Source organism: Streptomyces sp. SD31 (assembly GCF_052068475.1).
GTDB lineage: Bacteria > Actinomycetota > Actinomycetes > Streptomycetales > Streptomycetaceae > Streptomyces.
The window spans coordinates 119,344-143,909 of sequence record NZ_JBQHCX010000004.1; the positions used below are offsets into that span (position 1 = coordinate 119,344).

Consider the following 24,566-nt stretch of genomic DNA (forward strand, 5'->3'; position numbering starts at 1 on the left):
CATGCACGGGGTTTCCCCCGCCCTGGGCGGACGGGGGAGTGCCGGGTCGGGCGGATGGCGGCGAGCTGCTTCGGTCGGCCGGGGGAGAGCTGCGCGGGGCGGCCGGGGGCGAGCTGCCGGGGTCCAGCAGCCCGCCCCACTCCTGACCGCTTCTGAACCAGTCGCCGGGCCGCTCAGCGCCGGGCATATTCGCGGAAGCCGCGGCCCGTCTTGCGGCCGAGGCAGCCCGCGGCCACCAGGTGCTCCAGGAGCGGCGCCGGGGCGAGACCCGGGTCGCGGAACTCGCGGTGCAGGACCTTCTCGATCGCCAGGGAGACGTCGAGCCCGACGACGTCCAGCAGCTCGAACGGACCCATCGGGTAGCCGCCGCCCAGCTTCATCGCCGCGTCGATGTCGTCGAGCGTCGCGTAGTGCTCCTGCACCATCTTGATCGCGTTGTTCAGGTACGGGAACAGCAGCGCGTTGACGATGAATCCGGCCCGGTCACCGCAGTCCACGGCGTGCTTCTTGATCTTGCCGCAGACCTCGCGGACCGTGGAGTGGACGTCGTCGGCCGTGAGCACCGTACGGACGACCTCGACCAGCTTCATCGCCGGCGCCGGGTTGAAGAAGTGCATGCCGATCACGTCCTGCGGACGCGAGGTGGCACGGGCACAGGCGACGACGGGCAGCGACGAGGTGGTGGTGGCCAGCACCGCGCCCGGCTTGCAGACCTTGTCCAGCGTCGCGAACAGCTGCCGCTTGATCTCCAGGTCCTCGGCGACCGCCTCGACGGCCAGGTCGACGTCGGCGAACGCGTCGTACGAACCCGCCGCGGTGATCAGGTCCAGGGTCTGCGCGGCGGCCTCGGCGGTCATCCGCCCCTTGTCGACAGAGCGGGAAAGCGACTTGCCGATACGGGCCTTCGCGGCCTGCGCCTTCTCCTCGCTGCGGGCGGCGAGCACGACCTCGTACCCGGCCTTGGCGAAGACCTCGGCGATACCGGACGCCATGGTGCCGGAGCCCGCGACACCGACCGAGCGGACCGTCCGGCCGGGGGTCAGGGCGGCGTCGTCCCGCGGCGTCAGCCCGTCCGGCACGACGGTGGCGCTGCCCGGAGCCTCGTACGTGTAGAAGCCACGGCCCGACTTACGGCCCGTCAGGCCCGCCTCGCTGAGCTGCTTGAGGATCGGCGCGGGCGCGTGCAGCCGGTCGCGCGACTCGGCGTACATGGCCTCCAGGACCCTGCGCGCGGTGTCGATGCCAATCAGGTCGAGCAGGGCCAGCGGGCCCATCGGCAGCCCACAGCCCAGCCGCATCGCGGCGTCGATGTCCTCGCGGGAGGCGTACTTCGCCTCGTACATCGCGGCGGCCTGGTTGAGGTAGCCGAACAGCAGCCCGTCGGCGACGAAACCGGGCCGGTCGCCGACCGCGACGGGCTCCTTGCCGAGATCGAGGGCGAGGTTCGTGACCGCGGTCACGGCCTGCGGCGCGGTCAGCACGGAGGAGACGACCTCGACCAGGCGCATCGCCGGCGCCGGGTTGAAGAAGTGCAGACCGAGCACGCGCTCCGGGCGGGCCGAGTCCGCGGCCAGCCGCGTGACGGACAGGGCGTTGGTGCCGGTCGCCAGGATCGTCTCGGGGCGCACGATCCCGTCCAACTCGCGGAAGATCTGCTGCTTGACGTCGTACGACTCCGGCGCCACCTCGATGACCAGGTCCGCGTCAGCCGCCGCCCGCAGGTCGGTGGAGGTGCGGACGCGGGCGAGGGCCTCCGCGCGCTCCTCCTCGGTCAGTCGGCCGCGCTCCACGGCACGGGCGGTCGAGGACTCCAGGGCGGCGACGGCCTTGGCGGCCGCGGCCTCGCTGATGTCGATGCCGATGACCTCGCGACCGGCCTTGGCCAGGACCTCGGCGATGCCGGTGCCCATGGTGCCGAGGCCGACGACGGCAACGGTCTTGAGCGGGGACAGAGGGGTGTCGGACGCGGTGTCGGACAGGGGAGTGGCCATCGCGGGACTCCAGGAATGAGGGTGACGACTGGAAGCGCGCCCGGGTGCGCCGAGGAGGCGCACCGGGTGCGAAAGGAGTGAGTGCGGGTGTTGCCGGGCTACTGGCGCACACGCCCGGTGCCGTCACCGGGAGCGCGCACACGCCCCGGGGAACGGTGGATCCGACCGGCCCTGTCCCGGAGCCGAGTCGTACTGAGAGGTACGTGATGTACCGAACCGACCAGCACTCGCGGCGGCTGCGTCACCAGGCCGCTGCAAGCAAATCTGCGAGTGGGTGACTCGCTCGTATGAGCTTAACCCGTGGGTAACGAGCGCGCCAGACCTCGTCTTTGTGATGTAGGTCCCGCGAGGCGCGCCGCTTGCATACGCTCGGCTTCATGGACGAAGAGTTGCGATCACTCACGGAGCGCTTACGGCAGGAGTCCGGAGCGTCGGCCGCGTACGACCGCCTCGTGGCGACCGAGCACCTCGACGAACTCGCCGAGGTGCTCACCGCGCCCGGACAGCCGCTGTGGGCCAGGGAGTTGGCCGCCTTCCGGCTGGGCCTCGCCGGGGACCGCCGGGCCTTCGAGTCGCTCGTCCTGCTCCTGAACCATCGTGACCCGCAGCGCTGTGCCTCCGCCGCTCACGCCCTCGCCCGGCTCGGCGACCCGCGCACGGCCCGCGCGGCGGCCGCCCTCGCCACCAACGAACTACGCGTCGCCTACGCCCTGCACCCCGTCCTGCTCCTGGTCGAGCTGCGCGCCCCCGAGGCCGTGCCCGCCCTCATCACCACCCTGGAGCGCCGCCTGCGCCCGCACGACCCCTACCGCCGCGTGGCCCTCGCCTGCGTGGAGGGCCTCGGCGCGCTCGGCGACACCCGGGCCAGACGCGTCCTGAACGAGGCACTGGCCCACCCGGCCCTCGCGGAGGCGGCGGTGCGTGCGCTGGCGCGGATCCCTCGTCAGAGGGGAGGCTCCCGGCCGGTCGGCGGCGACTCGCGCGGCGGTGATGCGCCTGATGCCTGACGGCGATCCACGGGCCCTGTGCCGAGCCCGGTCGCGGCGGGCCGGCCCGGCTGCCGCAGGGCACGCGGACACCTGAAAAGAAACCCGCGGGCACCTGCGCCGACGGTGGCTGTCAGCCCGGCACCAGCTCCCGCGCGTACCGCACCTCGGGCACCTCCACGCCGTCCACCTCGAAGGGCTCCTCGGAGCCGTCCGGGCGGAAACCCGCCCGCTCGTAGAAGCGCCGGGCACGGGTGTTGTGCCCGAGGACCCAGAGCAGCATGCGCGTGTGCCCGGCGGCCGTGCACCGGCGCAGCGATTCCTGGAGCAGGGTGTGCCCGACGCCGCCGCCGTACCGCCCGGGGTGCACGTAGAGGGCGTACAACTCGGCGTCCTCGGTGCGCACTTCGCCGTCGCGGTACGGTCCGTGGCAGGCCCAGCCGACGACCTCGCCGTGGTGCTCGGCGACCAGGTTCACCACCCTCCCGTCGGCCTGCGTGAAGAGGGCGCGGCGGCGCTCGGCGTCCTGTGCCACGTCGAGGGCGTCCAGGTGGGACTGCGGGATGAGGCCCTTGTAGGCGCTCTGCCAGCCGCCGATACGGATCTCGGCGACGCGCGCGCAGTCGGCCAGGGTCATGGGGCGGATCAGTGTGCCGTCGTCGTCCATGACGGCACCGTAGACACCAGCCACCCGGGCTCGCCTTCCATCAACCCGGCAGCACCGCGAAGGCCTCGACCTCCATCAGGAACTCCGGCCGTACCAGCCCGGCGACCCGCACCGCCGACGCGGCCGGTAGCCGGTCGTCGGGTATGTGCTCGGCGCGGGCCGCGCGGATCGCGGGCATGTGCGCCATGTCCGTGACGAAGTAGGTGAGTTTGACGACATCGTCGAAAGTCGCGCCGGCCGCGGCCAGGCAGCGCCGCAGATTCTCGAAGACCTGGCGGGCCTGGGCCGCCGGGTCGCCCTCGCCGACCAGCTTGCCGTCCTCGTCCAGGGCGAGCTGGCCGGAGACGGCGACGAAACGGCCGGAGCCGAGCACGACATGCGTGTACTGGGCGGCGGGGGCGACTCCGTCGGGGGCGGGAATCCTGATCAGCTCACTCATGCGTCCATGGTGGACCATGGGTCTGACAACGCCCCCGACGGACCGTCAGGCGCTCAGAGCCTGCGCTAGCGCCGGAAGCCGAGCAGCTCGTGCAGTTCGCCGCCGCGCGACGACGTGGACACGACCTTGGAACTCACCGGCTTCGGGTCGGGCAGCGCCTCGCACACCGCGTCGACCCCACCCCGGCCGCGCGGCACCGTGCCGTCGGTCAGGTAGGCCGCGAGGCGTTTGTCCAGGCAGGCGTTCCCGCCCAGCGTGATGCCGTGGTTACCGCCGCCCCGCTCGACCACCAGACTGGAGCGGGCCAGCAGCCGGTGCACGGTGACGGCGCCCTCGTACGGGGTGGCCGCGTCCTCGGTCGCCTGGAACAGCAGCACCGGGGGGACCTTGCCGTTGGCGACGTTCAGCGGGGCGAGCGAGCTCGTCGGCCAGAATGCGCACGGCGCGTTGTACCAGGCGTTGTTCCAGGTCATGAACGGCGCCTTCGCGTACGCGGCCCAGTTGTCCGCCTGCCACTCGCGCCAGTCGCGCGGCCAGGCGGCGTCACGGCACTGCACCGAGGTGTAGATGCTGTAGCCGTTGTCGTCGGACGCGTCGGCGGCGCCGAACTTCTCGTACGCCTCGACCAACGGGTCGGCGTCCTTGCCGTTCACATACGCCGCGAACGCCTCGGCGAGGTAGGGCCAGTAGCCGTTGTAGTAGCCGCCGGGGATGAAGGTGTCCTCCAGCTCGGAGGCGCCCACCTTGCCGCCGGCCGCCTTCCTGGCGAGGGCCGCCCGCATCGCGTACCACTGCGCCTCGACCCGCTGCGGATCGGTGCCGAGCCGGTACGTCGTGTCGTGCTTGGCGATCCATGCCATGAACGCGCGGTGCCGGTCGTTGAAGGCGTGGTCCTGCGCGAGGTTGTCGTCGTACCAGACACCGGTGGGGTCGACGACCGAGTCCAGGACCGCGCGCCGCACCCGCTCCGGGAAGAGCTTCGCGTAGACCGCGCCGAGATAGGTGCCGTACGAGTAGCCGAAGTAGTTGATCTGCCGCGCGCCGAGTGCGGCACGGATCCGGTCCATGTCCCGCACCGCGCTGATCGTGTCGATGTACGGCAGTACGTCCCCGTACTTCTCGCCACAGGCCCGGGCGAAGGCCTTGGCACGTGCGAGGTTGGCCTGCTCGATCTGTGCCGTGCTCGGCACGGCGTCCCGGCGCACCGCGGCGAAGTGGCCGGGCCTGCAGTCGAGGGCCGGCTTGCTCTTGCCGACTCCGCGCGGGTCGAAGCCGATGACGTCGTACTGCGCCGCCACCGCCTTGGGCAGTGCGGCGGCCACGAATCCGGCGAGCGTCAGGCCGCTGGCGCCGGGGCCGCCCGGGTTGACCAGCAGGGGGCCCTGGTACTTCTTCGCGGTGTGCGGGACGCGGGACAGCGCGAGCGTGATCTGCCGCCCCCGCGGACGGGAGTGGTCGAGCGGCACCGCGAGGGACGCGCACTGGAGCGTCGGGTACTTCTTGGTGCCGCACTTGTTCCAGGTGAGGGGTGCGGCGTGAGCGGTGTCCGCGGGGGGCGGCGGGCTCGCCTCTGCGGGGACGGCCGTCAGGGCCCCGGCCACGACGGCGGCGGCGCCGCACAGTACGGCTGCGCGTTCTCTCATGGGGTCCTTCCAGGACGGAGGGGCGCGGGCCGCGAGTGTCGCGGTCCCTGCCGCATTCGTCCCGGAAAGGGCGACCGGAACAACTCGTTCCGGCGGGACTTGACCCGATTGGGTCGAGGGATGCGCTCCAATGCCCTCAGATGAGTGAGAGTTGGGTCGGTTCGGGCCGCGTGTGCTCGGCGGGCTCCGGTTCGGGCTCGCGGATCCGCCGGGGCATGCCCGCGCGCGTGGGGCCGATGCCGTACTCCTGTGCCAGGTCGTGGACCTGGCGGGTGATCCGGCGCTGGTACCACTTCGGCGCGTAGGCGCCGTCCGCGTACAGCCGTTCGTAACGGCGGACCAGATGCGGGTGCTCGCGGCCGAGCCAGGCCATGAACCACTCGCGGGCCCCCGGCCGCAGATGCAGCACCAGCGGCGTGACGGAGGTGGCCCCGGAGGCGGCGATCGCCCGCACGGTGGCCCGCAGTTGTGCCGGGCTGTCGCTCAGGAAGGGAATCACCGGTGCCATCAGCACACCGCATCCGAGGCCGTGCTCGGCCAGGGTCCGTACGACCTCGAGGCGGCGCTCGGGGGCGGGCGTGCCCGGCTCCACGGTGCGCCACAGTTCGGCGTCGGTGAAGCCGACCGAGACGGATATGCCGACGTCGGTCACCTCGGCGGACTGCTTCAGCAGGTCGAGGTCGCGCAGGATCAGCGTGCCCTTGGTCAGGATCGAGTAGGGGTTGGCGTGGTCGCGCAGGGCGGCGAGGATGCCCGGCATCAGGCGGTAGCGGCCCTCGGCGCGCTGGTAGCAGTCGACATTCGTGCCCATCGCTATGTGATCGCCCTGCCAGCGGCGCGAGGAGAGCTGGCGGCGCAGCAGCTCCGGGGCGTTCACCTTGACCACGATCTGGGAGTCGAAGCCGAGGCCCGTGTCGAGGTCCAGATAGCTGTGGGTCTTGCGGGCGAAGCAGTACACGCACGCGTGCGTGCAGCCCCGATAGGGGTTCACCGTCCACTCGAAGGGCATCCGCGAGGCGCCCGGCACCCGGTTGATGATCGAGCGCGCCCGGATCTCGTGGAACGTGATGCCGGCGAACTCGGGCGTGTCGAAGGTGCGGGTCACTACGGCGTCCGCGCCGAACAGCGCGGAGTCGGCCCGGCTGTGGTCGGACTCCAGGGTGAGGTTCTCCCAGCGCATGACGCCTCCTCGGTAGCACTGCCCCCAGAATAGAACACATGTTCCCTTGATCGTGCGACCTCTATCCCAGGCTTCTCTCCCGGCTTCTGTGCCGGGCTCCTGTCCTGGGTTTCTGTCCCGGGTTTCTGTCCCTGGCTTCGTTTTCGATCGATGTGTGATCGCTTCGGGGAGCTGAGCGGGACCCCGATTTGGGCGGTCCGGGAGCGGGGTGGTTGGCTTGCCCCAACCCCCGAGAATTCTGGTCCTGGAGGAAGTCAATGGCGCAGGTCGAGGCCACTACGGAGCGGGTCGTCGCGGCGGACGCGGAGAAGGTGTTCGACGCCCTCGCCGACTACAGCGGCACGCGCGCGAATCTGCTCCCCGAGCACTTCAGCGAGTACGAGGTGCGTGAGGGCGGCGACGGCGAGGGCACCCTCGTCCACTGGAAGCTCCAGGCCACCAGCAAGCGTGTGCGCGACTGCCTTCTGGAGGTCACCGAGCCGACCGACGGCGAGCTCGTCGAGAAGGACCGCAACTCCTCCATGGTCACCACCTGGCGGGTCACCCCGGCCGGCGAGGGCAAGTCCCGGGTCGTCGTCACCACCACCTGGCAGGGCGCCGGCGGCATCGGCGGCTTCTTCGAGAGGACCTTCGCGCCCAAGGGTCTCGGCCGGATCTACGACGCCGTGCTCGACAAGCTTGCCGCTGAGGTCGCGAAGTAAGTCCCTGGTGTCCGAGGGCCCTTGGCCTCCTCACCGGATCGAGTGGATCTCCGTCGTGTCCGGGGTGGCGCCGTAACTCGCCGTGCTTGCTCGTAGTTGTCGCTTAATGCGGGAAATGTGAGCAGGTGCGGCGAGGGGAGCGGAACGTGGGCGGCGCGACTTTGGTGCAGGACGAGACCGTCACCGCACCGCCTCCACAGGCTCCGCCCCAGGGCGCGGAGACCCGACTGAGCCCGCGCCGGGTGCGATTGGTCTTCCTCGCGCTGATGCTCGCGCTGCTGCTGGCCGCGCTGGAGCAGATGATCGTCGCCACCGCGCTGCCGAAGATCGTCGGTGAGCTGCACGGCCTGGACAGGATGTCCTGGGCGATCACCGCCTACCTGCTCACCGCCACCGTCGGACTGCCCATCTACGGCAAGCTCGGCGATCTCCTCGGCCGCAAGGGCGTCTTCCAGTTCGCGATCGTCGTCTTCGTCGTCGGCTCCGCGCTCGCCGGACGGGCCGAGACCATGGACCAGCTGATCGCCTACCGCGCGATCCAGGGCGTCGGAGCGGGCGGGCTCATGATCGGCGTCCAGGCGATCGTCGCGGACATCGTGCCGCCCCGGGAGCGCGGCCGCTTCATGGGCCTGATCGGCGCCGCGTTCGGCCTCGCCTCGGTCGCCGGACCCCTGCTGGGCGGTTACTTCACGGACCACCTCTCCTGGCGGTGGTGCTTCTACATCAACGTGCCCTTCGGCCTCGTCACCCTGGCCGTCGTCACCGTCGTCCTGAAACTGCCGAAGCCCAAGGCCAAGGCCCGGCTCGACATCCTCGGCTCGCTGCTCCTCGCCGCCGCCTCCACCTGCCTGGTCCTGCTGACCAGTTGGGGCGGCACCGAATACGCCTGGGACTCGCGTGTCATCCTCGGCCTCGGCGCGGGAGCGGTCGTCTCCACCGTCCTGTTCCTCGTCGTCGAGCACTTCGCCGTCGAACCCCTCATCCCGCTGCGGCTGTTCAGGGACCCCGTCTTCAACGTCACCAGCCTGGTCGGCCTCGTGATCGGTGTCGCCCTCTTCGGTGCTGCCGGCTATCTGCCGACCTTCCTGCAGATGGTCGACGGGGCCACGGCCACCGAGTCCGGCCTGCTGATGCTGCCGATGATGGCCGGCATCGTCGGCACCTCGATCGTCGCCGGTCAACTCATCAGCCACACCGGCCGCTACAAGATCTACCCCGTGCTCGGCAGCGCGCTCTCGGTCATCGGCATGTGGCTGCTGTCCCGCCTGGAAGTCGACACGCCCCGGCTGCACTACAGCATGTGGATGGCCGTCCTCGGCGCCGGCATCGGCATGGTGATGCCGGTCCTGATCCTCGCCGTGCAGAACTCCGTGCGCCCCGCCGACCTCGGCACCGCCACCAGCGCCAACAACTACTTCCGGCAGATCGGCGGCAGCGTCGGCGCGGCGCTCTTCGGCACCCTCTTCGCCGACCGGCTCGCCGACGCCCTGGCCGAACGCCTGCCCACGCGCGCGGGCGGTGAGCTGCCCGATCCCGAGTCCATCACTCCGCAGCTCGTCCACGCCATGCCCGCGGCGCTGCGCGACGGTTACGTGCGGGCCTACGCCGACGCCATGCCGAGGATCTTCCTCTACCTCGTGCCGGTGCTCGTGCTCGGCCTGCTCATCGCCTTCTTCCTCAAGGAAAGGCCCCTGGTGTCCCACAGCGTCCCGGCGACGGAGCCGGATGCGGCGCTGGTGGACGCCCAGCTCCCGTCGGCCCGTTCGCCGTACGCCGCCGGAGTTCCCGTCTGCGGCACGGTTCAGCACCCGGACGCAACGGGCGTACCGCGCGCGGCGCTCACGCTCATCGACGTGGCCGGGCAGCAGGTCGGGCGCGGCGCGAGCGGCGAGGACGGGCGGTACGCGCTGGCGACGCCCGCCCCGGGACCGTACGTGCTGATCGCGTCGGCGGGCGGTCATCAGCCGCAGGCCGTCTCCGTGACCGTCGGCGAGCACCCCGTGGAGCTGGACATCGTCCTCGGTGGCGCCGGACGCCTCGCCGGGAACGTGCGTACCCCGGACGGCACACCCGTGGACGCCACCGTCACGCTCACCGACGTGTACGGCGAGGTCGTCGCCACGACTCGCAGCGGCCACGACGGCGGCTATGTCATCACCGAGTTGGTGGCCGGCCAGTACACCCTCGCGGCGAGCTCGCCCGCCTTCCGCCCGGCCGCCGTCCCCGTCACCGTCCAGGTGGCCCGTGAGACACGCCAGGACATCGAACTGGCCGGCGGCGCCACACTGCGCGGCACCGTGCGGGCGGGCGGTGGGCGGCCCGTCGAGGACGCGCGCGTGACGCTGCTCGACCCGGCCGGCAACGTCAGGGACACGCTCACCACCGGCCCCGACGGAACCTTCCGGTTCGTCGACCTCTCCAGTGGGGAGTACACCCTCATCGCCACGGGTTACCCGCCGGTCGCCACCGTGCTCCAAGTCGCCGGAGGAGACCGAACGGAACGCGACCTTCAGCTCGGGCACGACGACTGAGCCGACGACCGGCACCGTCGCTGTCCTGCGCGGACGCGGCGCGGGCCGGCCCTCGGATCCCGTCACACCAATTCCCCTATTGCCGCACATCACCTCCGCCGGGAGCCGTACGGTGGACCAGGCGGCACAGATCTTGCGGAGCCGTGGGGAGAGAGGGCCTTCCATGGACCGTGGCACCGAGAGGGACGGCGCGGTGACAGAACACGCCGCGGCCGGCCGAGTCCCGCTTGCCGTCGTCGTGGTGGACCGCGAGGGCCTCGTCTCCCACTGGAGCTCCGGCGCACGCCGGCTGTTCGGCGCCGCCAAGGAGGAGGCGCTCGGACGCCCGGCCGTCGATCTGCTGCCCGTCTCCGGCGCGCTCCCCGACGAGGACGACCTCGCGCCGTACGGCGGCTACGGGGCGTACGACGGTCTCGGTCACGACCTCGAATCGTCCCTCGACGGGCGGCTGTTCTACCCGGCTGCGGGCCGCGCCCGCCTCACCGTGCCCGAGCGAAGCGAGATGGGGGTCCCCCCGTCCGCAGGGTGGGGGAGCGACCGGGTCGACGTCCTGTGGTGGGCGTACCCGTTGGTGGGGCCCGGGCCGGAGCGGCTGCTGGTGCTCGGCGCCGATGTGGGCGCACTTCAGCAGGGCAGCGAACCCGACGAGCCCACCGGCTTCGAACGCGTCGCCCCCGGCTTCGCCCTGCACACCGACTTCCCCGGCGCCGAGGAACTCGCCCGCCGGCTCCCCGAGATCCTGCCCAGCATGAGCGTCGAGGAGGGCGCCCGCATCGTCGGGCAGGTCCTCGAACTCGGCTATCCGGTACTGGAGTTCAGCCAGAACGACCGGGTCCCGGTCACCCCCGACTGGGGTGTTCCCCGGCGCGTGGAGCGCAGGGCACGCCGGGAGCGGGCCGCCCGGGCCGCCGCCGAGGGCCTGCCGTTAGCGCAGGAGTACGCCGACGAGGTCGAGGACCTCGAATACGCCGCAGTACGCGAACGCCTGGAGTTCCTGAACGAGGTCAGCGGCCGGATCGGCACCTCCCTCGACCTGGCCCGGACCATCATCGAGGTCAGCAAGGCCGTCGTGCCCCGCTTCACCGACGTCGCCGGCACCTATCTGCGCGAACAGGTCGTCGCCGGCGAGGGGTTCCCCGAGGGCGTGCCGGACACGACCACCATGTGGCACCGGGTCGCCGTCGAGCACACCGACGAACCCGGCCGCTGGGACGACGTCGTGCCGGTCGGCGAGGCCATGCCGTTCCCGGCGCACACGCCGTTCTTCCAGTGCATGACCAGCGGCGAGCCCGTCCTGGTGCCACGCATCAGCGAGCAGATGGGGCACGCGATCGCCTCGCAGTTCGAGAAGCGCGACATCAGGCCGCTGATCACCGGCCGTTCGATGCTGGTCGTGCCGCTCAAGGCCCGCAATGTCGTCCTCGGCTTCATGATCCTGCTGCGCCACCCGGAGCGCGTCGAGTTCAACGACATGGACCGGGTCACCGGCGCCGAACTCGCCGCCCGCGCGGGCCTCGTGCTCGACAACGCGCGCATGTACACCTACCAGGAGAGCGTCGCCGAGACCCTCCAGGACAGCATGCTGCCGCACATCCCGCCGCGCATGGCGGGCTGCGACATCGCCACCCGCTATCTGCCCGGCACCCTGCTCGGCCGGGTCGGCGGCGACTGGTTCGACTCCGTGAAGCTGCCCGGCGCCCGCACCGCCCTCGTCGTCGGCGACGTCATGGGCCACGGCCTCAACTCCGCCGCAATGATGGGGCAGTTGCGCACGGCCGTCCAGACCATGGCCGCCCTCGACCTGCCGCCCGCCCAGCTCCTGCGCAACCTCGACGACCTCGCCCAGCGCCTCGGTGACACCTACCTCGCGACCTGTCTGTACGCCGTCTACGACCCGATCGCGAGCGAACTGCACCTCGCCAACGCCGGCCACATCCCGCCCGTCCTGGTCCGCGCCGAGGACGGGCGCAGTGAGCTGCTCGACCTGCCCACGGGTGCGCCGATCGGCGTCGGAGGGGTGCCCTTCGAGGCGGTGAGCGTGCGCGTGGAGCCCGGCGACCGGATCGTGATGTGCACCGACGGCCTCGTCGAGGTGCGCGGCGAGGACATCGGTGTCGGTCTCGCGACCCTGTGCGAGTCCGCCGCCCATCCGGCCGCGTCCATGGACGACGCGTGCGACACGATCATCCGCGCCCTCAACACACGGGGCGGACGCAAGGACGACGTCGCCCTGCTGCTGGCCCGCCTCAACGGCATCGAGCCGGACGACGTCGCCGAATGGCGCATCGACCTCGACCCTGGACAGGTCGGCCGGGCCCGCGCCGTCGTCCGGGAACAGCTGCACGAGTGGGGCCTGTCCCGCCTCGTCCACACCGCCGAACTGCTGGTCGGCGAGCTCGTCACCAACGCCGTACGGCACTCCCACAGCCGTCCCGTCGCACTGCGCCTCATCCGCGGCGACACGCTGCTGTGCGAAGTGGACGACGACGATCACGAACTGCCGACGCTGCTCAACGCCGGGCCCGGCGACGAGGCCGGGCGGGGGCTGCGTGTGGTGAGCACGCTGGCGCGCGAGTGGGGCACGAGCCGTACGAGCGCCGGCAAGACCGTCTGGTTCGAACTCACGCTCCCGCGCCGCTGATCACTTGTGCCCCGAGGGGCGTACGACGGCGTATCGGTCTCGAATGCGGAGTGAAGGAATGCGCCACGCGCTTGTAGCCGCGCCCAGGCCGCGATAAACCGTATGGGCCCGTCACTCGACGACGGGTCGGCGTCGCACCCTGGGGAGTCGGGCATGAGCGTGACCAGTCGATACCGGGAGGCCTGGGAGGGTTTCTGGCGTGCGGCCCCGGCCGAACAGGGGGCGGTGTTCTGGGATGCGGAGCCGGCCCTGACCGCAGGCCGTCATCTGGCCCTCTTCGACGCGCACCTGGCCGATCCCGGCCTGCCGATGGTGGACCTCGGCTGCGGCAACGGCACCCAGACCCGTTTCCTCGCCGACCGCTTCCGGCACGTTCTCGGCGCGGACCTGTCCGCCGCGGCCCTCGACCACGCCCGGCAGGCGGATCCCGCCGGGCAGGCGACGTACCGGCTGTTCGACGCCGGGGAGAAGTCCGAGGCCGAGACGCTGCACGCCGAACTCGGCGACGCCAACGTCTACATGCGGGGTGTGCTCCACCAGGCCGAGCCCGACGACCGGCAGCCCATGGTGGACGGCATCGCCACGCTGGTCGGCGAGCGGGGCCGGGCCTTCCTCGTCGAACTCTCCGAGTCCGCCAAGCCCGTCCTGATGGGCCTCGCCCAGCACCCGGCGGGACCGCCGCCCAAGCTCGCACCCATCTTCCGGCACGGCATCGCCCCGGGCGAGGTCGCCGACGACGCGGTGCCCGAGTATCTGCGCGCGGCCGGGCTCACCGTCCTCGCGAGCGGCGAACTGCCGCTGGTCACCACCGAGTACGGGCCCGACGGCACACGGATCGAGCTGCCGTCGAAGTGGGTCGTGGCGGGCCGTACGGCGTGACGGTACGAAGGAACCACCGCGGCCCGGCGCGGGTCTGAGCCGACGGTGGTTCGCCCTCCGGCCGAGGGGAGCGGAGGGCGAACCACCCTGAGATCACTCGGCCCTGCGGCCGCGGCGGTACGCCATCCAGCCCGTGGCCGTCAACGCGGCCGCGAGCGCGGCGGCGGAGACCACGGTGACGCCGGTGGAGGCGAGGCTGCCGCCCGCGGTGTATGTGCCGGTGCCGCCGGTGGCCGAACCGGTGCTGCTGCCGCCGGTGGTGTCCGATCCGCCGCCCGTCGTGCCGCCCGAGGAGCCGGAACCGCCCGTGCCGCCGCTGTCACCGGTCTCGGGGTCGGTGTCCACGGGGTCCTGGCCGACGAAGCTGACCGGGATCTTCACGTCCTGGGAGCGGTCGCCCGAGAGGGTGTGGTCGGCGCGGGTGGCGAGGACGCACTTGGCCTTGAAGCAGTCGGTGAACTCGTCCTTGGCGTCGACGGTGAGTTCGACTTCGAAGGAGCCGCCGTCGCCGTACGGGGTCGCGAGATCCTGGCCGTAGTCCGGCGGACTGGAGGAGATCCAGGCCGAGGAGTGGGACTCGCCGCTCATGTCGACGCCGCCGATGCACGGCGTGGGCAGTTCGCCGTCGCCGTTGTCGACGCACAGGGCGACGTAGATGCCCTTGTCGACGTCGTAGCCGGAGCCGGTGACCTTCAGCGTCTGGTTCTCGGTGGCCAGCTTGTTGACCGGGGTGACGGTGAGCTTCTGTCCCTCGGGGCCCGTCTCCGTCCGGGTGCCGGACGGCTCGGTGTCCTCGCCGTCGCCGCCTCCGGTGCCGCCGTCGCCGGAGGAATCCTTGACGGTCAGGGTGATCGGCGACGTACGGGTCGTGCCCACGGAGTTCTCGAACTCGGCGCGGTACCGGTAGCCGTCCTGCGCCGCCTTCGCGGTGAAGGAGTCCGCGTTCCTCGTCGCGCCCTCGACCGTCGACCAGGTCTGGCCGCCGTCCGGGCTGACCTGCCAGCTCACGGTCGGCTCCGGGGTGCCCTCGGCCGCCGCGACGAACGAGACCTCGTCGCCGGGGGCGACGGTCCGGTCGGTGGGGGACCGGGTGACCTTGGGGGACATGCGCAGGTCGAGCTTGACGACCTTGTTCGTCGTGTACTGGGTGACGTACACGGACGTGGCGCCGGGAGCGACGGCGATGCCCGCGTAGGTGCTCGAGTCGCTGCCCGCAAGGGTGACCGGCGTGGCCGCCTGCTGGAAGGTCGCGCTGTCCAGGATCTCCAGGGAGCCGTCGTCGTCGTCCGACGCGCTGCCGGCGATGTCCCCGCGCAGCACGAAGGCCCGCCCGGTGGTCTTGTCGAAGGCCGCCGCCACGGGCCGGTCCGTGCCGGTCAGCGTGGTCAGCCGCTTGCCGTCCTCGTCGAGGACGAGCACTGACGTGCTGCCACCCAGCCAGACGTTGCCGGTCGCCGGGTCCGTCTCGACGAAGTAGGAGGAGTCTGCGGGGATTTCGGTCGTGGCGGTGACCTGGAAGGTGGTGGTGTCCACCCGGCGCAGCACCTGCTTGTCCTCGGAGGTGCCGATGGACCAGGCCACGCCCCGGGCGGCGTCCACGCCGAGCCGGTCGCCACCTTCGAGCGTGACCGTGTTCTTCACGGTGCCGGTGGCGAGGTCGACACGGCGCAGCTCGGGGCCGGCCGCCACCAGCATGGAGGAGGTGTCGGCGTCCTGCCCGACGCCGGTGAAGGAAGCGCCGTTGTACCAGTGGCCCTGCGCGGCCGTGTCGCCGTCCTTGGCGGTGCCGAGGCCGCGCAGCGGGTAGTGGAAGACCACGCCGTCACCGGCGAGCGGGCCGATGATCCGGCGCACCACACGGGCGGCCATCGCACCGTTCGGGCCCGGGGCCTGGGCGATGTGGCTGAGGACCTTGCCGTCCTTGGGATCGAGGACGTACAGGCCCTGCTCGGCCACGTCGGCGGTGTCGGGGATGTTCTCCGAACCGACGTACAGCTTCCCGGAGTCGGGGTGCAGCAGCAGGTCCACAGGGCGTCCGACGGTGGTGAACGCGGCGGACCGGACGTAGCTGATCGTGCCGGGCGGCACGTCCACGCCGTCACCGTCGCCGTCGCCTCCACCGGTGTCCTGGCCTTCCCAGGTGACGGGCACGCGCACGTCCTGGGAGCGGTCGCCGGCGTTGCGGTGGTCGACGCGGGTGACGACCGAGCAGGCGTACCTGAGGCAGTCGACGCTCGCGTCCTTGGCCTGCACCTTGAGCTCGACGTCGAAGGTGCCGCCCGTGCCCCAGTGTCGGGCGAGATCGCCCGCGTACTCGTCGCCCTCGGGGACGATCCAGTGCGATGAGCTGCCGCTGCCGTCCTCGTCGGCGCCGCCGATGCAGGGGCTCGGTATCTTGCCGTCGCCGTTGTCCCGGCACAGGGCGACATAGATGGCCTTGGCGGTGTCGTAGCCCTCGCCGGTGACGTGGAGCGTCTCGCCGTCGGGGTCCAGGTGCGCGGTGGCGGAGACGGAGAGTTTCTGGCCGCCCGCGCCGATTCCGGTCTTCGGTGTGTCGGAGGCCTGCGCGGCCGGGCCCACGGCGACGGACGCGGTCAGGAGCGCGGCGGCGCCGAGGAGCGCCGCCGGGCGTCTGAGTTGCATGGAGAATTCCTCACTCGTCCGGTGGGGGCCCGGCCGGATGGATGGGTTACTGGAAGGTGATCGGGACGTGCACGTCGTAGGTGCGGTCGCTGCTGTCGAAGTGGTCGGCACGCGTGACGATCGCGCAGTCGACGTCCTGGCCGCAGACGGAGCCGTCGTCGAGGGTGGCCTTGACGTAGATCTTCACGTTGAAGGTGCCGCCGGAGCCGAACTTGGAGCTGTTGGCGAACATGCCGCCGAAGGTGTTGTCGACCCAGTGCGAGGCGCCGGTCGAACCGTCCTCGTCCTGGCCGCCCAGGCACGGGGTGGGCTTGTTCACGCCCTGCGCGCCGTCGACCACGCACAGGCCGACGTAGATGCCCTGGCCGGTGTTGAAGCCGGAGCCGGTGACGTTGACGACCTGGCCGGCCGTGGCGGCGGTGTCCGGGGCCGTCACCGACAGGTTGTACGTGGCGCCGCCGTCGGTGACCGTGCGGGTCGAGGTGGCGGCGGAGGCCGAGGTCGCCAGGCCCAGGGTCAGGGCGGCGGAGGCGGCGACGGCGAGGCCGGTGCGGGCTGCGATACGGGCGGAAGGAACAGCTCTCATGGTGAGCGCTTCACCTTTCTGGTGTGCTCCCACTCCGGTTGGAGTTAGGTAAGGCAAACCTAAATATGAACTCCCGGTGGCTGTCAACACTCGGCAAAGTGCTTCAACTCCCCGTGCCCACAGGGGATTTGAGCATGGCGAGGAGCGGACCGAGCGGCCCGCTCCTCGATGAGAATTCGCGTTGGTCAACCCACTGAACCCGCCGGTTCAGCCCGAGACGGCTTGAACCTCGAACTGCGCGACAGCGGCGCGCTCTCCCGTCACGGTGTGGAGCTCGACGGTGTGCGCGCCCTCGACCGCCGTCGCGTACACCGGGAAGGCCCGGGAGATCCGGCCCTCTTCGTCCGCCACCGCCTGGTACCGGGTGTCCCCGTCGATCGTGACGAGGACCACCTCGCCGGGCTCGAACCCCGCGCCGGTGACTTCCTGTTCATCGCCCGGAGTCAGCGCCGCCCGGATCACCGTCGCCGACGGCTCCGCTTGTTTCCGCTCTGTCGGCTGCTGTTTCTCCGGCGCGCTCGCGCTCGGCGACGGCAGCGGTGTCTCGGCCGGAGGTTCGGTGGGGGGCTCAGGGGCGGTGCCGCCGGTCCCCACCGTCACATGGAGCAGGCCGAGCCCGTCGCCCTTCGTGAACGCGCGGCCGCTCCACTCCGACAGCAACCGCGCACCCTCGTCCGTGAGGGAAGCCCTCAATCCCGTCCACGTCACGCCACTGGTCCGTACGACGGGACCCGCGCCGCTCGCCGCCACGTCGGCCAGCGCCACTTCGCGGGCCTGACCGTCGACGGCCGTACGGGCGTGGAGCGCGCCCCCGTCGCCGTCCAGGCGCAGCCTGAGACCGCCGAGCGTCAGTGGCTGTACCGAGCCGGCGGACGGCACCAGCCGGGCCGCCCCTGCCAACTTCAGGTCCGCCGCGCCGGTTTCGGGGTCCGCCCCGCCGCCCGTGGCCGGGAACCAGGCGAGGTCGGTGGAACCCTGTACGGCGGGTTCGGTGACGTCGAACGCCATGCCGTGGTCGGCCGGTTCCGAGTCGGCTGTCGTCCAGCTCGCGTAGCCACCGGACACCGTGCGCGGGAACGCGTCCGTGTCCTGCGCGGCCGCCGATCCCGCGCCCGGGTGCAACAGCGCGAGCAGGGCGCCGCCCGTCACGGCGGCGGCGCCGGGTCTCTTCGTCATCTTCAAGTCTCCCTCTTCAACCTGCGGTTGAGTGCGGTCGACCGGCCTTCGCCGTCCGGCACCGGCGCGCCCAGAGCCAGGCTGCGGTTCCGGCCGTGACCAGACCGGCCGCGGTGGTCCCGGCGGTCAGTGCGATGGACCCGGTGCTCGCGAGCGGCCCGTCGGAGGCGCTCTCGCCGCCGGTGCCCGAGCCGTCCGTGGCGCCGCCGGTCTCGGTCGCACCGGCGGTCCCACCGGGCGTCACCGTCGAACTGCCGTCGGCCGACGAACTCCCGCCGCTGCCGGTGAAGGTCACCGGAATCCGGACCGTCTGGCTCTGGTCACCGCCCCGGGTGTGGTCGTTGCGGGTGATGACGGCGCATTTCACGCCGGACTTGGTGCAGTCGGTGTTTGCGTCCTCGGCGCGCACCTTGAGCTGCACGCTGAACGAGCCCTTGTGGCCGCTGCCTTCGTACGGCTTCGCCAGACCCTCGCCGTACGAGGGCGGGTTGGAGGAGATCCACGCGGAAGCCCCGGACTCGCCGGACATGTCCACTCCGCCCACGCAGGGTGTGGGGGTCTTGCCGACGCCGTTGTCCACGCAGAAGGCGACGTAGATGCCCTTCTCCGTGTTGTAGCCGGTGCCGGACACGGTGACCGTCTCGCCCGCCGGGGCGAGGCCGGAGGACTTGGAGACCGTGAGTTTCTGGCCCTCCGGGCCCGTCGCGGAGGCGCCCGCCGCGGCCGCCGGCGAGGCGGCCGGAAGTACCAGGAGGACGGCGGCGGCCGAGGCCGCCATCACGGTCGTACGGTCAACTCGCCTGCCGCGCAGGCCACATGGCGATTTCACGTCGCACCCCCACCAGGAGTTAATAAGGTAAACCTAACCTAAGCTATTGATCAACTGGGTGCGATACGAGAGACCGGAGGGCCGAGCGATGCGAATGACCGGAAGACCCCACCCGATGACCGGAAGACCCCACCTGTCGGCCGGCAGGCCCCAACCGTCGGCCGGACCTCGCCGAGTGGCCGAAAGGACCCGTCCCGGGCCCCGACGCCGTCGCGCCCTCGTACCCCTCGCTCTGGCGCTCGCGCTGCTGACGGGTGCCTGCGGTGGCGGGGGCGGTGGCTCCTCGACGGCGGACGCGTCACCCGCCTCCGCGAGCGAACGCGCGACCGCCGCCGAGAAGCAGCTCGCGAAGAACACCCTCGTCCCCCTCGAAGGGGAGCCGCCCACGCCCAAGTTGCCGGTCACCGTCGACTCCTCCGACGGGCGCGAGGTGACGGTGCAGGACGCCTCGCGCATCCTGCCGCTCAACGGGGGAGTCGCGGAGATCGTGTTCACGCTGGGCCTCGGCGACCGTGTCGTCGGCCGCGACATCACCGCCACCTTCGCGGAGGCGAAGAAGCTTCCGCAGGTCACCAAAGCGCACGACGTGAGCGCGGAGAGCGTCCTGTCGCTGCGGCCGACGGTCGTGCTGGCCGACACCGACACCGGCCCGGCCGAGGCCATCGACCAGATCCGCGACGCCGGCGTCCCCGTCGTCGTACTGGACCCGGCCACCGAACTCGCCGACGTCACCACGCGCACCACCCGCATCGCCGAGGCGCTCGGCGTCCCCGACGCGGGCAAAGCCCTCAATGAGCGTATGAGCGACGAACTCGCCGCGGCCCGCGCCGCCGTGCCCGACGGCAGCGAGCCCAAGGTCGCCTTCCTGTACATGCGCGGCAGCGCGGCCGTCTACCTGATCGGCGGCAAGGGCTCGGGCGCCGACTCGCTGATCGAGGCGGCGGGGGCGGTGGACGCGGGCAAGGAGGCCGGGCTGGACAAGCCGTTCACGCCGATCACCAGCGAGGCCCTGGTGCGGGCGCGGCCGGATGTGATCCTGATGATGACCAAGGGGTTGGAATCGGTCGGTGGCATCGACGGGCTGGTCGACATTCCGGGAATCGGGCAGACGCCGGCGGGGATGAACCGGCGGGTCGTGGATCTGGAGGACGGGGTGTTGCTCGGGTTCGGGCCGCGGACGCCGTTGGTGATCGACATCCTGGTCGATCGCCTTCATCGGTCCTGAGGTCAACTTCCACGCCGGGCAGGGGCGGCATCTCTTGCGCCGACCTCAGGCGGCATATCGAGGCCCGCGACCGCGAGATCGACAACCCCTACACCCCGCAAGACCCTCGGCGGCCTCCAGACCGACCTCTCCGGCCGTACGGCGGGGCGGTCGGCGGCAGGGGGCGACGGCGACCTGGAAGCTCAGGGGTCGACCACACCGGGGCGTTCCGACCAGAAGGCGGGAGCCACCAGCCGCCACACGACCATGAGCAGCACGCCCGTGGCGGCGATGCCGATGCCGATGACGAGTGGGGGACCGAGTCCGAACCACGAGTCGCCGCTGTAGGAGTTGGCGGGATCGGACATGTCGATGACCGATTCCACCAGCAGCCATGCCAGCAGCCCGGCGCCGACGAGCGGGCCGAGGCCGATGAGGATGAAGTGGCGGACGCTGCTGGTGAGTTGGCGGCGGTAGTACACGGCGCAGGCGACACCGGTGAGCGCGTAATAGAACGCGATCAGCAGCGAGAGCGCGGTGAGAGAGTCGAACAACGCGTTGGCGCTGATCTCGTTGACGACGACATACCAGGCGATGGCGATGGCGGCGACCCACCACGTGCTCACGTCCGGGGTGCGGAAGCGCGGGTGGATGCGGGCGAAATGCGCGGGCAGCGCATGACGGCGCGCCATCGACAGCGCCGTACGGGACGCCGGGATGATCGTCGTCTGTGTCGACGCCAGCGCGGACGTGGAGACCGAGAGCAGCACCACCCAGTCCCAGCCGCCCATCGCCTCGCCGGCGAGCAGGGCGAAGACGAACTCCTCCTCCGCCGCGTTCTCCGCCAGGTAGGCGGTTCCGGCGTAGGCGACCACCGCGAAGCCCACCGCCACGTAGGTCACCAGCAGAATGACCGTCGACCACACGGCCGCCCTGCCGGGAGCGGTGGCGGAGTCCTCGACCTCCTCGGTGAGATTGACGGCCGACTCCCAGCCCCAGTAGATGAACACGCCGAGCAACAGGGCTCCGGTCAGGGGCGCCCCGCCGGCTCCGAAAGGGTCCAGCCAGCCGATCGACGGTTCGACGGAGCCGAGCGTGCCGGTGTCGGCGTAGACGCGGTACAGCGCCACCACGGCGAAGGCGAGCAGGCAGACGACCTGGGCGATGATCAGGACGTTCTGCACCTTCGCCGACACCTCGGTGCCGATGACGCACACGGCCGTCATCAGCAGGATGAGCAGCACCGTGAGCAGCCGGCGCACGGCGTCGTTCTCGGCCCAGTCGTCGAGGCCGAAGGCGAGCAGGGCGAAGGTCACGGCGACGTCCGCCAGCGATCCGACGACCAGCACCCCGGTCATCGTGATGGCCCAGCCGCCGAGCCACCCGGCCCACGGCCCCATGGCCCGGGTGACCCAGGAGAAGGTGGTGCCGCAGTCCTGGTCGGCCTTGTTGAGGTAGTAGAAGGCCGCTGCGATCAGCAGCATCGGCACGAACGACGCGAGCATCACGCCAGGGGCGTAGATCCCCACCAGTGCCACGACCGGGCCGATGACCGCCGCCACCGAGTACGCCGGGGAGGTGGAGTTGAGCCCGATGACGAGCGCGTCGACGAACCCGATCGCATCGGGCTTCAAGCCGGCGGGCCGCGGTGGGCCGCCCGGATCCGCGACGTCCTTGGCCATGTTCCCTCACTCCCCGTACTCCCGTCGTACGTCGATCCATGGAACAGGGAGTGAGAGAACAATTGAGTCATTGATGGCATTCAGCGGTCATATGTCGCCTCCGCGACCAGGGCGGCCAGGTCCTCGGCGGTGCGCGGACCGGCCGCGGACTCGGACAACAGGCCACGCGAGCACAGGAGTCGGGCGGCCGCCACCCCCCACGGCAGCCGCAGGCCGGCCTGGTGCAGGAGATCGGTGCGGGCCAGCATCACGGGCGTCGGACCGGTGCGTGCGCCGGACGGAGTGAGGAGCGCCGCATCGTCCGCCCAGCGCAGGGCCAGGTCGACGTCGTGGGTGGCCATGACCACCGTGGTACCGCTCGCGCGCAGCCCGTCGAGGGTGGCCAGCAGACGCTCCTGGCCGTCGGGGTCGAGACCGGCGGTCGGTTCGTCCAGGATCAGCACACGCGGCCGCATCGCGACGGCACCCGCGATGGCCGTGCGCTTGCGCTGCCCGTACGACAGCAGGTGCGTGGGCCGGTCGGCCAGCGCGGTGATGTCCAGGGCGGCGAGCGCCTCGTCGACCCGCGCGCGCACCTCGACGTCGGGCAGACCGAGGTTCAGCGGGCCGAAGGAGACGTCCTGGGCGACGGACGCGGCGAAGAGCTGGTCGTCGGGGTCCTGCACCACCAGCTGCACGGTCGTACGCAGCCGGGTCAGGCCCTTGCGGTCGTACCTGACCGGCGCACCCTCCACCGTCAACTGCCCGGCGCACGGGCGCAGTCCACCGCTGAGCAGCCGCATCAGCGTGGTCTTGCCGCTGCCGTTGCGGCCGAGCAGCGCCAGCGCGCGCCCCTCGCGGACGTCGAAGTCGAGGTCGCTGAGCACGACGGGGCCGTCCTCGTAGGCGTAGGACGCGCCCCGCAGGGCGACCAGTGCGGTGGGCTCGCTCATGGCAGGGCCTTTTCCAGTACGAGGGTGAGGGCGGCCAGCGCTGCGAGGAGTGCGCAACTCGCGGCCGTGAAGCGGACGGAGACCCGGGCCTCGGGCACCAGGACGCGCAGGGTGCCGTCGTAGCCGCGCCCGGCGAGCCCGGCCTGGAGCCGGGTGGCCCGGTCGAAGGCCCGCACGAACGCGGTGGCCCCGAGCCCGGCCAGGGAACGCCACTCCGCGGCCCGGCCGGCATGCCCGAGCCGGGCGGCCTGGGCCTCCCGGATCCGGCGCATCGAGTCCAGCAGCAGGAAGCTCATGCGGTACGTCACCAGGGCGACGTCGACGACAGGTGCGGGCACCCCGGCCTTCACCAGGCGGGGCAGCAGGTCGGACATCGGAGTGGTGAAGGCGAACAGCAGCACCCCGAGCGAGGCGGCCGAGGTGCGCAGCAGCAGCTCCCCGGCGCGCAGGGGACCGTCGTCGGCCAGGGACACGAAGCCCTCCGGCCCGCCGACCTGGACGAGCAACGTGACCGCGCCGGTCACGCAGAAGCCCAGCGGAACGCGGTAGGCGCGCCACAGCCGGCGGCCGGGCACGCCCGCCGGTCCCAGCAGCACCACGAGAGACGTCAGGAGCACCAGGGCCGCACCCGGCCAGGGCGGCAGCGAGATCGCGAGCACGGTGAGACCGAGCCCGAGCACGGCCTTGTCCACGGGGTGACGGCGGCGCCAGCGACTGCTGTGCGCCGCCGCGTCGATCGGCAGCACGGAACTCAGGCCCTTTCGGCCGTGGATTCCCCGGCGGTGTCACCGGCTGCGCCGCCGGTGTCCCCCACCCGCTCCAGCGCCCGCTGTTCCCCCTGCCGCCGCCCGCGGTGCAGACCGAAGTAGTAGGCGAGGACACCGGCCCCGAGGGCCGCCTGGAGGGAGAAGAGCGCCGACTCGATCTCACCGGAGGGCGGTTCGTACAGCGGCGAGAACCAGGGCTCGTAGTCCGGCTCGATCTCGGTGATCGCGTTCTCCGCCTCGCCGTCGGCGCCCGTGAACGGCTGCTCCTTGTGGTCGCCGAGGCCGAGGGCCAGCGGCAGCACCGCGAGGGCGGCCACGACGAGCAGCAGCAAGAGGTTGATCTTCGTGTTCCTGCTCATCGGCCCACCACCTGGGTCTCGGTCCCGGTCCCGGACTGCTTCTTGGTGAGGAGCACGCCCAGCCGGGTCAGTTCGCCCTTGCTGGACTGCACCAGCAGCCGCATCACGAGCACCGTCAGCAGGCCCTCGCTCACCGCGAGGGGGATCTGGGTGACGGCGAAGATGGAGCCGAACTTGCCGAGCGCGCCCAGGAATCCGCTGCTCGGGTCGGGGAAGGCGAGCGCCAGCTGCACGCTGGTGACGCAGTAGGTGGACAGGTCGGCGAGGAACGCACCGAAGAACACCGCCACCATCAGCGGCACGTCGTACCGCCGCAGCAGTTTGTACAGGGCGTATCCGGCCCAGGGCCCCACGATCGCCATCGAGAAGACGTTGGCGCCGAGCGTGGTCAGGCCGCCGTGCGCGAGCAGCAGCGCCTGGAAGAGCAGGGTGATGGTGCCCAGGACCGCCATGATCGGCGGCCGGAACAGGATGGCGCCGAGGCCGGTGCCGGTGGGGTGCGAGCAGCTGCCGGTCACCGAGGGCAGCTTCAGCGCGGACAGGACGAACGTGAAGGCCCCGGAGGCGCCGAGGAGCAGTGTGCTCTCGGGGTGCTCCCTGACCTCACGGGTGAGTGACTTGACTCCGTGGACGACGAATGGCGCGGACGCGACGCCCCAGGCGACCGCGTGCGCCGGAGGCAGGAAACCCTCGGCTATGTGCATGGCTCAGCAGACCCTCTCCAGCACCT

20 protein-coding genes are annotated in these 24,566 nt (G+C 71.4%); 6 read left to right on the forward strand and 14 right to left on the reverse strand.

The genetic code is table 11. The features are described from left to right. Positions 1-173 precede the first annotated feature (173 nt). The gene (locus ACTMVF_RS10415) at positions 174-1,991 is read right to left on the reverse strand and encodes a 3-hydroxyacyl-CoA dehydrogenase family protein (protein WP_441270658.1); all 1,818 of its coding nucleotides are present in this window, start codon (positions 1,989-1,991) and stop codon (positions 174-176) included. A gap of 377 nt (positions 1,992-2,368) precedes the next feature. On the opposite strand from ACTMVF_RS10415, the gene ACTMVF_RS10420 reads away from it, so the two are divergent. Beyond that, positions 2,369-2,998, forward strand: a complete 630-nt coding sequence (locus ACTMVF_RS10420) for an adenylosuccinate lyase (RefSeq protein ID WP_441270659.1) — start codon at positions 2,369-2,371, stop codon at positions 2,996-2,998. A 112-nt stretch (positions 2,999-3,110) separates the two neighbouring features. Here the strand turns inward: ACTMVF_RS10420 and ACTMVF_RS10425 are convergent, their stop codons facing one another. The 4 genes from ACTMVF_RS10425 to ACTMVF_RS10440 all read right to left on the reverse strand — a co-directional run bounded on the left by ACTMVF_RS10425 (position 3,111) and on the right by ACTMVF_RS10440 (position 6,906). Then, entirely contained in the window at positions 3,111-3,644 is a 534-nt protein-coding gene (locus ACTMVF_RS10425) for an N-acetyltransferase family protein (protein WP_441270660.1), read from the reverse strand. A 40-nt stretch (positions 3,645-3,684) separates the two neighbouring features. Beyond that, positions 3,685-4,083 carry a RidA family protein gene (locus ACTMVF_RS10430; RefSeq protein WP_441270661.1) on the reverse strand — a complete coding sequence of 133 codons (399 nt, stop codon included), beginning with the start codon at positions 4,081-4,083 and terminating at the stop codon, positions 3,685-3,687. Between the two features lie 65 nt (positions 4,084-4,148). Beyond that, complete coding sequence (locus tag ACTMVF_RS10435) at positions 4,149-5,726, reverse strand: alpha/beta hydrolase (protein WP_441270662.1); 1,578 nt, start codon at positions 5,724-5,726, stop codon at positions 4,149-4,151. A 136-nt stretch (positions 5,727-5,862) separates the two neighbouring features. Further along, positions 5,863-6,906, reverse strand: a complete 1,044-nt coding sequence (locus ACTMVF_RS10440; protein ID WP_441270663.1) for an Rv2578c family radical SAM protein — start codon at positions 6,904-6,906, stop codon at positions 5,863-5,865. Between the two features lie 257 nt (positions 6,907-7,163). On the opposite strand from ACTMVF_RS10440, the gene ACTMVF_RS10445 reads away from it, so the two are divergent. The 4 genes from ACTMVF_RS10445 (at position 7,164) to ACTMVF_RS10460 (ending at position 13,658) form a co-directional block, all read left to right on the forward strand. Further along, on the forward strand, positions 7,164-7,607 hold the full coding sequence (locus ACTMVF_RS10445; RefSeq protein WP_403333953.1) for an SRPBCC family protein: 444 nt from the start codon (positions 7,164-7,166) through the stop codon (positions 7,605-7,607). Positions 7,608-7,753: 146 nt separating this feature from the next. Then, a complete protein-coding gene (locus ACTMVF_RS10450) occupies positions 7,754-10,138 on the forward strand; it encodes an MFS transporter (RefSeq protein WP_441270664.1) in 2,385 nt (794 codons plus the stop codon). A gap of 163 nt (positions 10,139-10,301) precedes the next feature. Beyond that, positions 10,302-12,779: a SpoIIE family protein phosphatase gene (locus ACTMVF_RS10455; protein ID WP_441270665.1), complete on the forward strand. Its 2,478-nt coding sequence runs from the start codon at positions 10,302-10,304 to the stop codon at positions 12,777-12,779. 153 nt (positions 12,780-12,932) lie between these two features. Next, positions 12,933-13,658 carry a class I SAM-dependent methyltransferase gene (locus ACTMVF_RS10460; protein ID WP_441270666.1) on the forward strand — a complete coding sequence of 242 codons (726 nt, stop codon included), beginning with the start codon at positions 12,933-12,935 and terminating at the stop codon, positions 13,656-13,658. Positions 13,659-13,751: 93 nt separating this feature from the next. On the opposite strand, the gene ACTMVF_RS10465 is transcribed toward ACTMVF_RS10460, so the two are convergent. From ACTMVF_RS10465 to ACTMVF_RS10480, 4 genes are all read right to left on the reverse strand, one after another. After that, positions 13,752-16,301 carry an immunoglobulin I-set domain protein gene (locus ACTMVF_RS10465; RefSeq protein WP_441270667.1) on the reverse strand — a complete coding sequence of 850 codons (2,550 nt, stop codon included), beginning with the start codon at positions 16,299-16,301 and terminating at the stop codon, positions 13,752-13,754. Positions 16,302-16,347: 46 nt separating this feature from the next. Next, the gene (locus tag ACTMVF_RS10470) at positions 16,348-16,887 is read right to left on the reverse strand and encodes a hypothetical protein (RefSeq protein ID WP_441270668.1); all 540 of its coding nucleotides are present in this window, start codon (positions 16,885-16,887) and stop codon (positions 16,348-16,350) included. A gap of 207 nt (positions 16,888-17,094) precedes the next feature. Further along, positions 17,095-18,063 (reverse strand): HtaA domain-containing protein, encoded by a 969-nt coding sequence (locus ACTMVF_RS10475; RefSeq protein WP_441270669.1) that lies wholly within the window; start codon positions 18,061-18,063, stop codon positions 17,095-17,097. A gap of 16 nt (positions 18,064-18,079) precedes the next feature. After that, positions 18,080-18,841, reverse strand: a complete 762-nt coding sequence (locus tag ACTMVF_RS10480) for a hypothetical protein (RefSeq protein ID WP_441270948.1) — start codon at positions 18,839-18,841, stop codon at positions 18,080-18,082. Positions 18,842-19,007: 166 nt separating this feature from the next. On the opposite strand from ACTMVF_RS10480, the gene ACTMVF_RS10485 reads away from it, so the two are divergent. Further along, positions 19,008-20,117: a heme/hemin ABC transporter substrate-binding protein gene (locus ACTMVF_RS10485; protein WP_441270670.1), complete on the forward strand. Its 1,110-nt coding sequence runs from the start codon at positions 19,008-19,010 to the stop codon at positions 20,115-20,117. Positions 20,118-20,299: 182 nt separating this feature from the next. Here ACTMVF_RS10485 and ACTMVF_RS10490 read toward each other — a convergent pair whose 3' ends face one another. The 5 genes from ACTMVF_RS10490 to ACTMVF_RS10510 all read right to left on the reverse strand — a co-directional run bounded on the left by ACTMVF_RS10490 (position 20,300) and on the right by ACTMVF_RS10510 (position 24,540). Next, positions 20,300-21,778 (reverse strand): APC family permease, encoded by a 1,479-nt coding sequence (locus ACTMVF_RS10490; RefSeq protein ID WP_441270671.1) that lies wholly within the window; start codon positions 21,776-21,778, stop codon positions 20,300-20,302. A gap of 80 nt (positions 21,779-21,858) precedes the next feature. Beyond that, the gene (locus tag ACTMVF_RS10495) at positions 21,859-22,710 is read right to left on the reverse strand and encodes an energy-coupling factor ABC transporter ATP-binding protein (protein WP_441270672.1); all 852 of its coding nucleotides are present in this window, start codon (positions 22,708-22,710) and stop codon (positions 21,859-21,861) included. Next, positions 22,707-23,456: a cobalt ECF transporter T component CbiQ gene (gene cbiQ, locus ACTMVF_RS10500; protein ID WP_441270673.1), complete on the reverse strand. Its 750-nt coding sequence runs from the start codon at positions 23,454-23,456 to the stop codon at positions 22,707-22,709. Before cbiQ ends, ACTMVF_RS10495 begins: the two co-directional genes overlap by 4 nt. Before the next feature lie 5 nt (positions 23,457-23,461). Beyond that, complete coding sequence (locus tag ACTMVF_RS10505) at positions 23,462-23,836, reverse strand: energy-coupling factor ABC transporter substrate-binding protein (protein WP_441270674.1); 375 nt, start codon at positions 23,834-23,836, stop codon at positions 23,462-23,464. Further along, a complete protein-coding gene (locus ACTMVF_RS10510; RefSeq protein ID WP_441270675.1) occupies positions 23,833-24,540 on the reverse strand; it encodes an energy-coupling factor ABC transporter permease in 708 nt (235 codons plus the stop codon). The genes ACTMVF_RS10505 and ACTMVF_RS10510 overlap by 4 nt, the downstream gene beginning before the upstream one ends. Positions 24,541-24,566 lie beyond the last annotated feature (26 nt).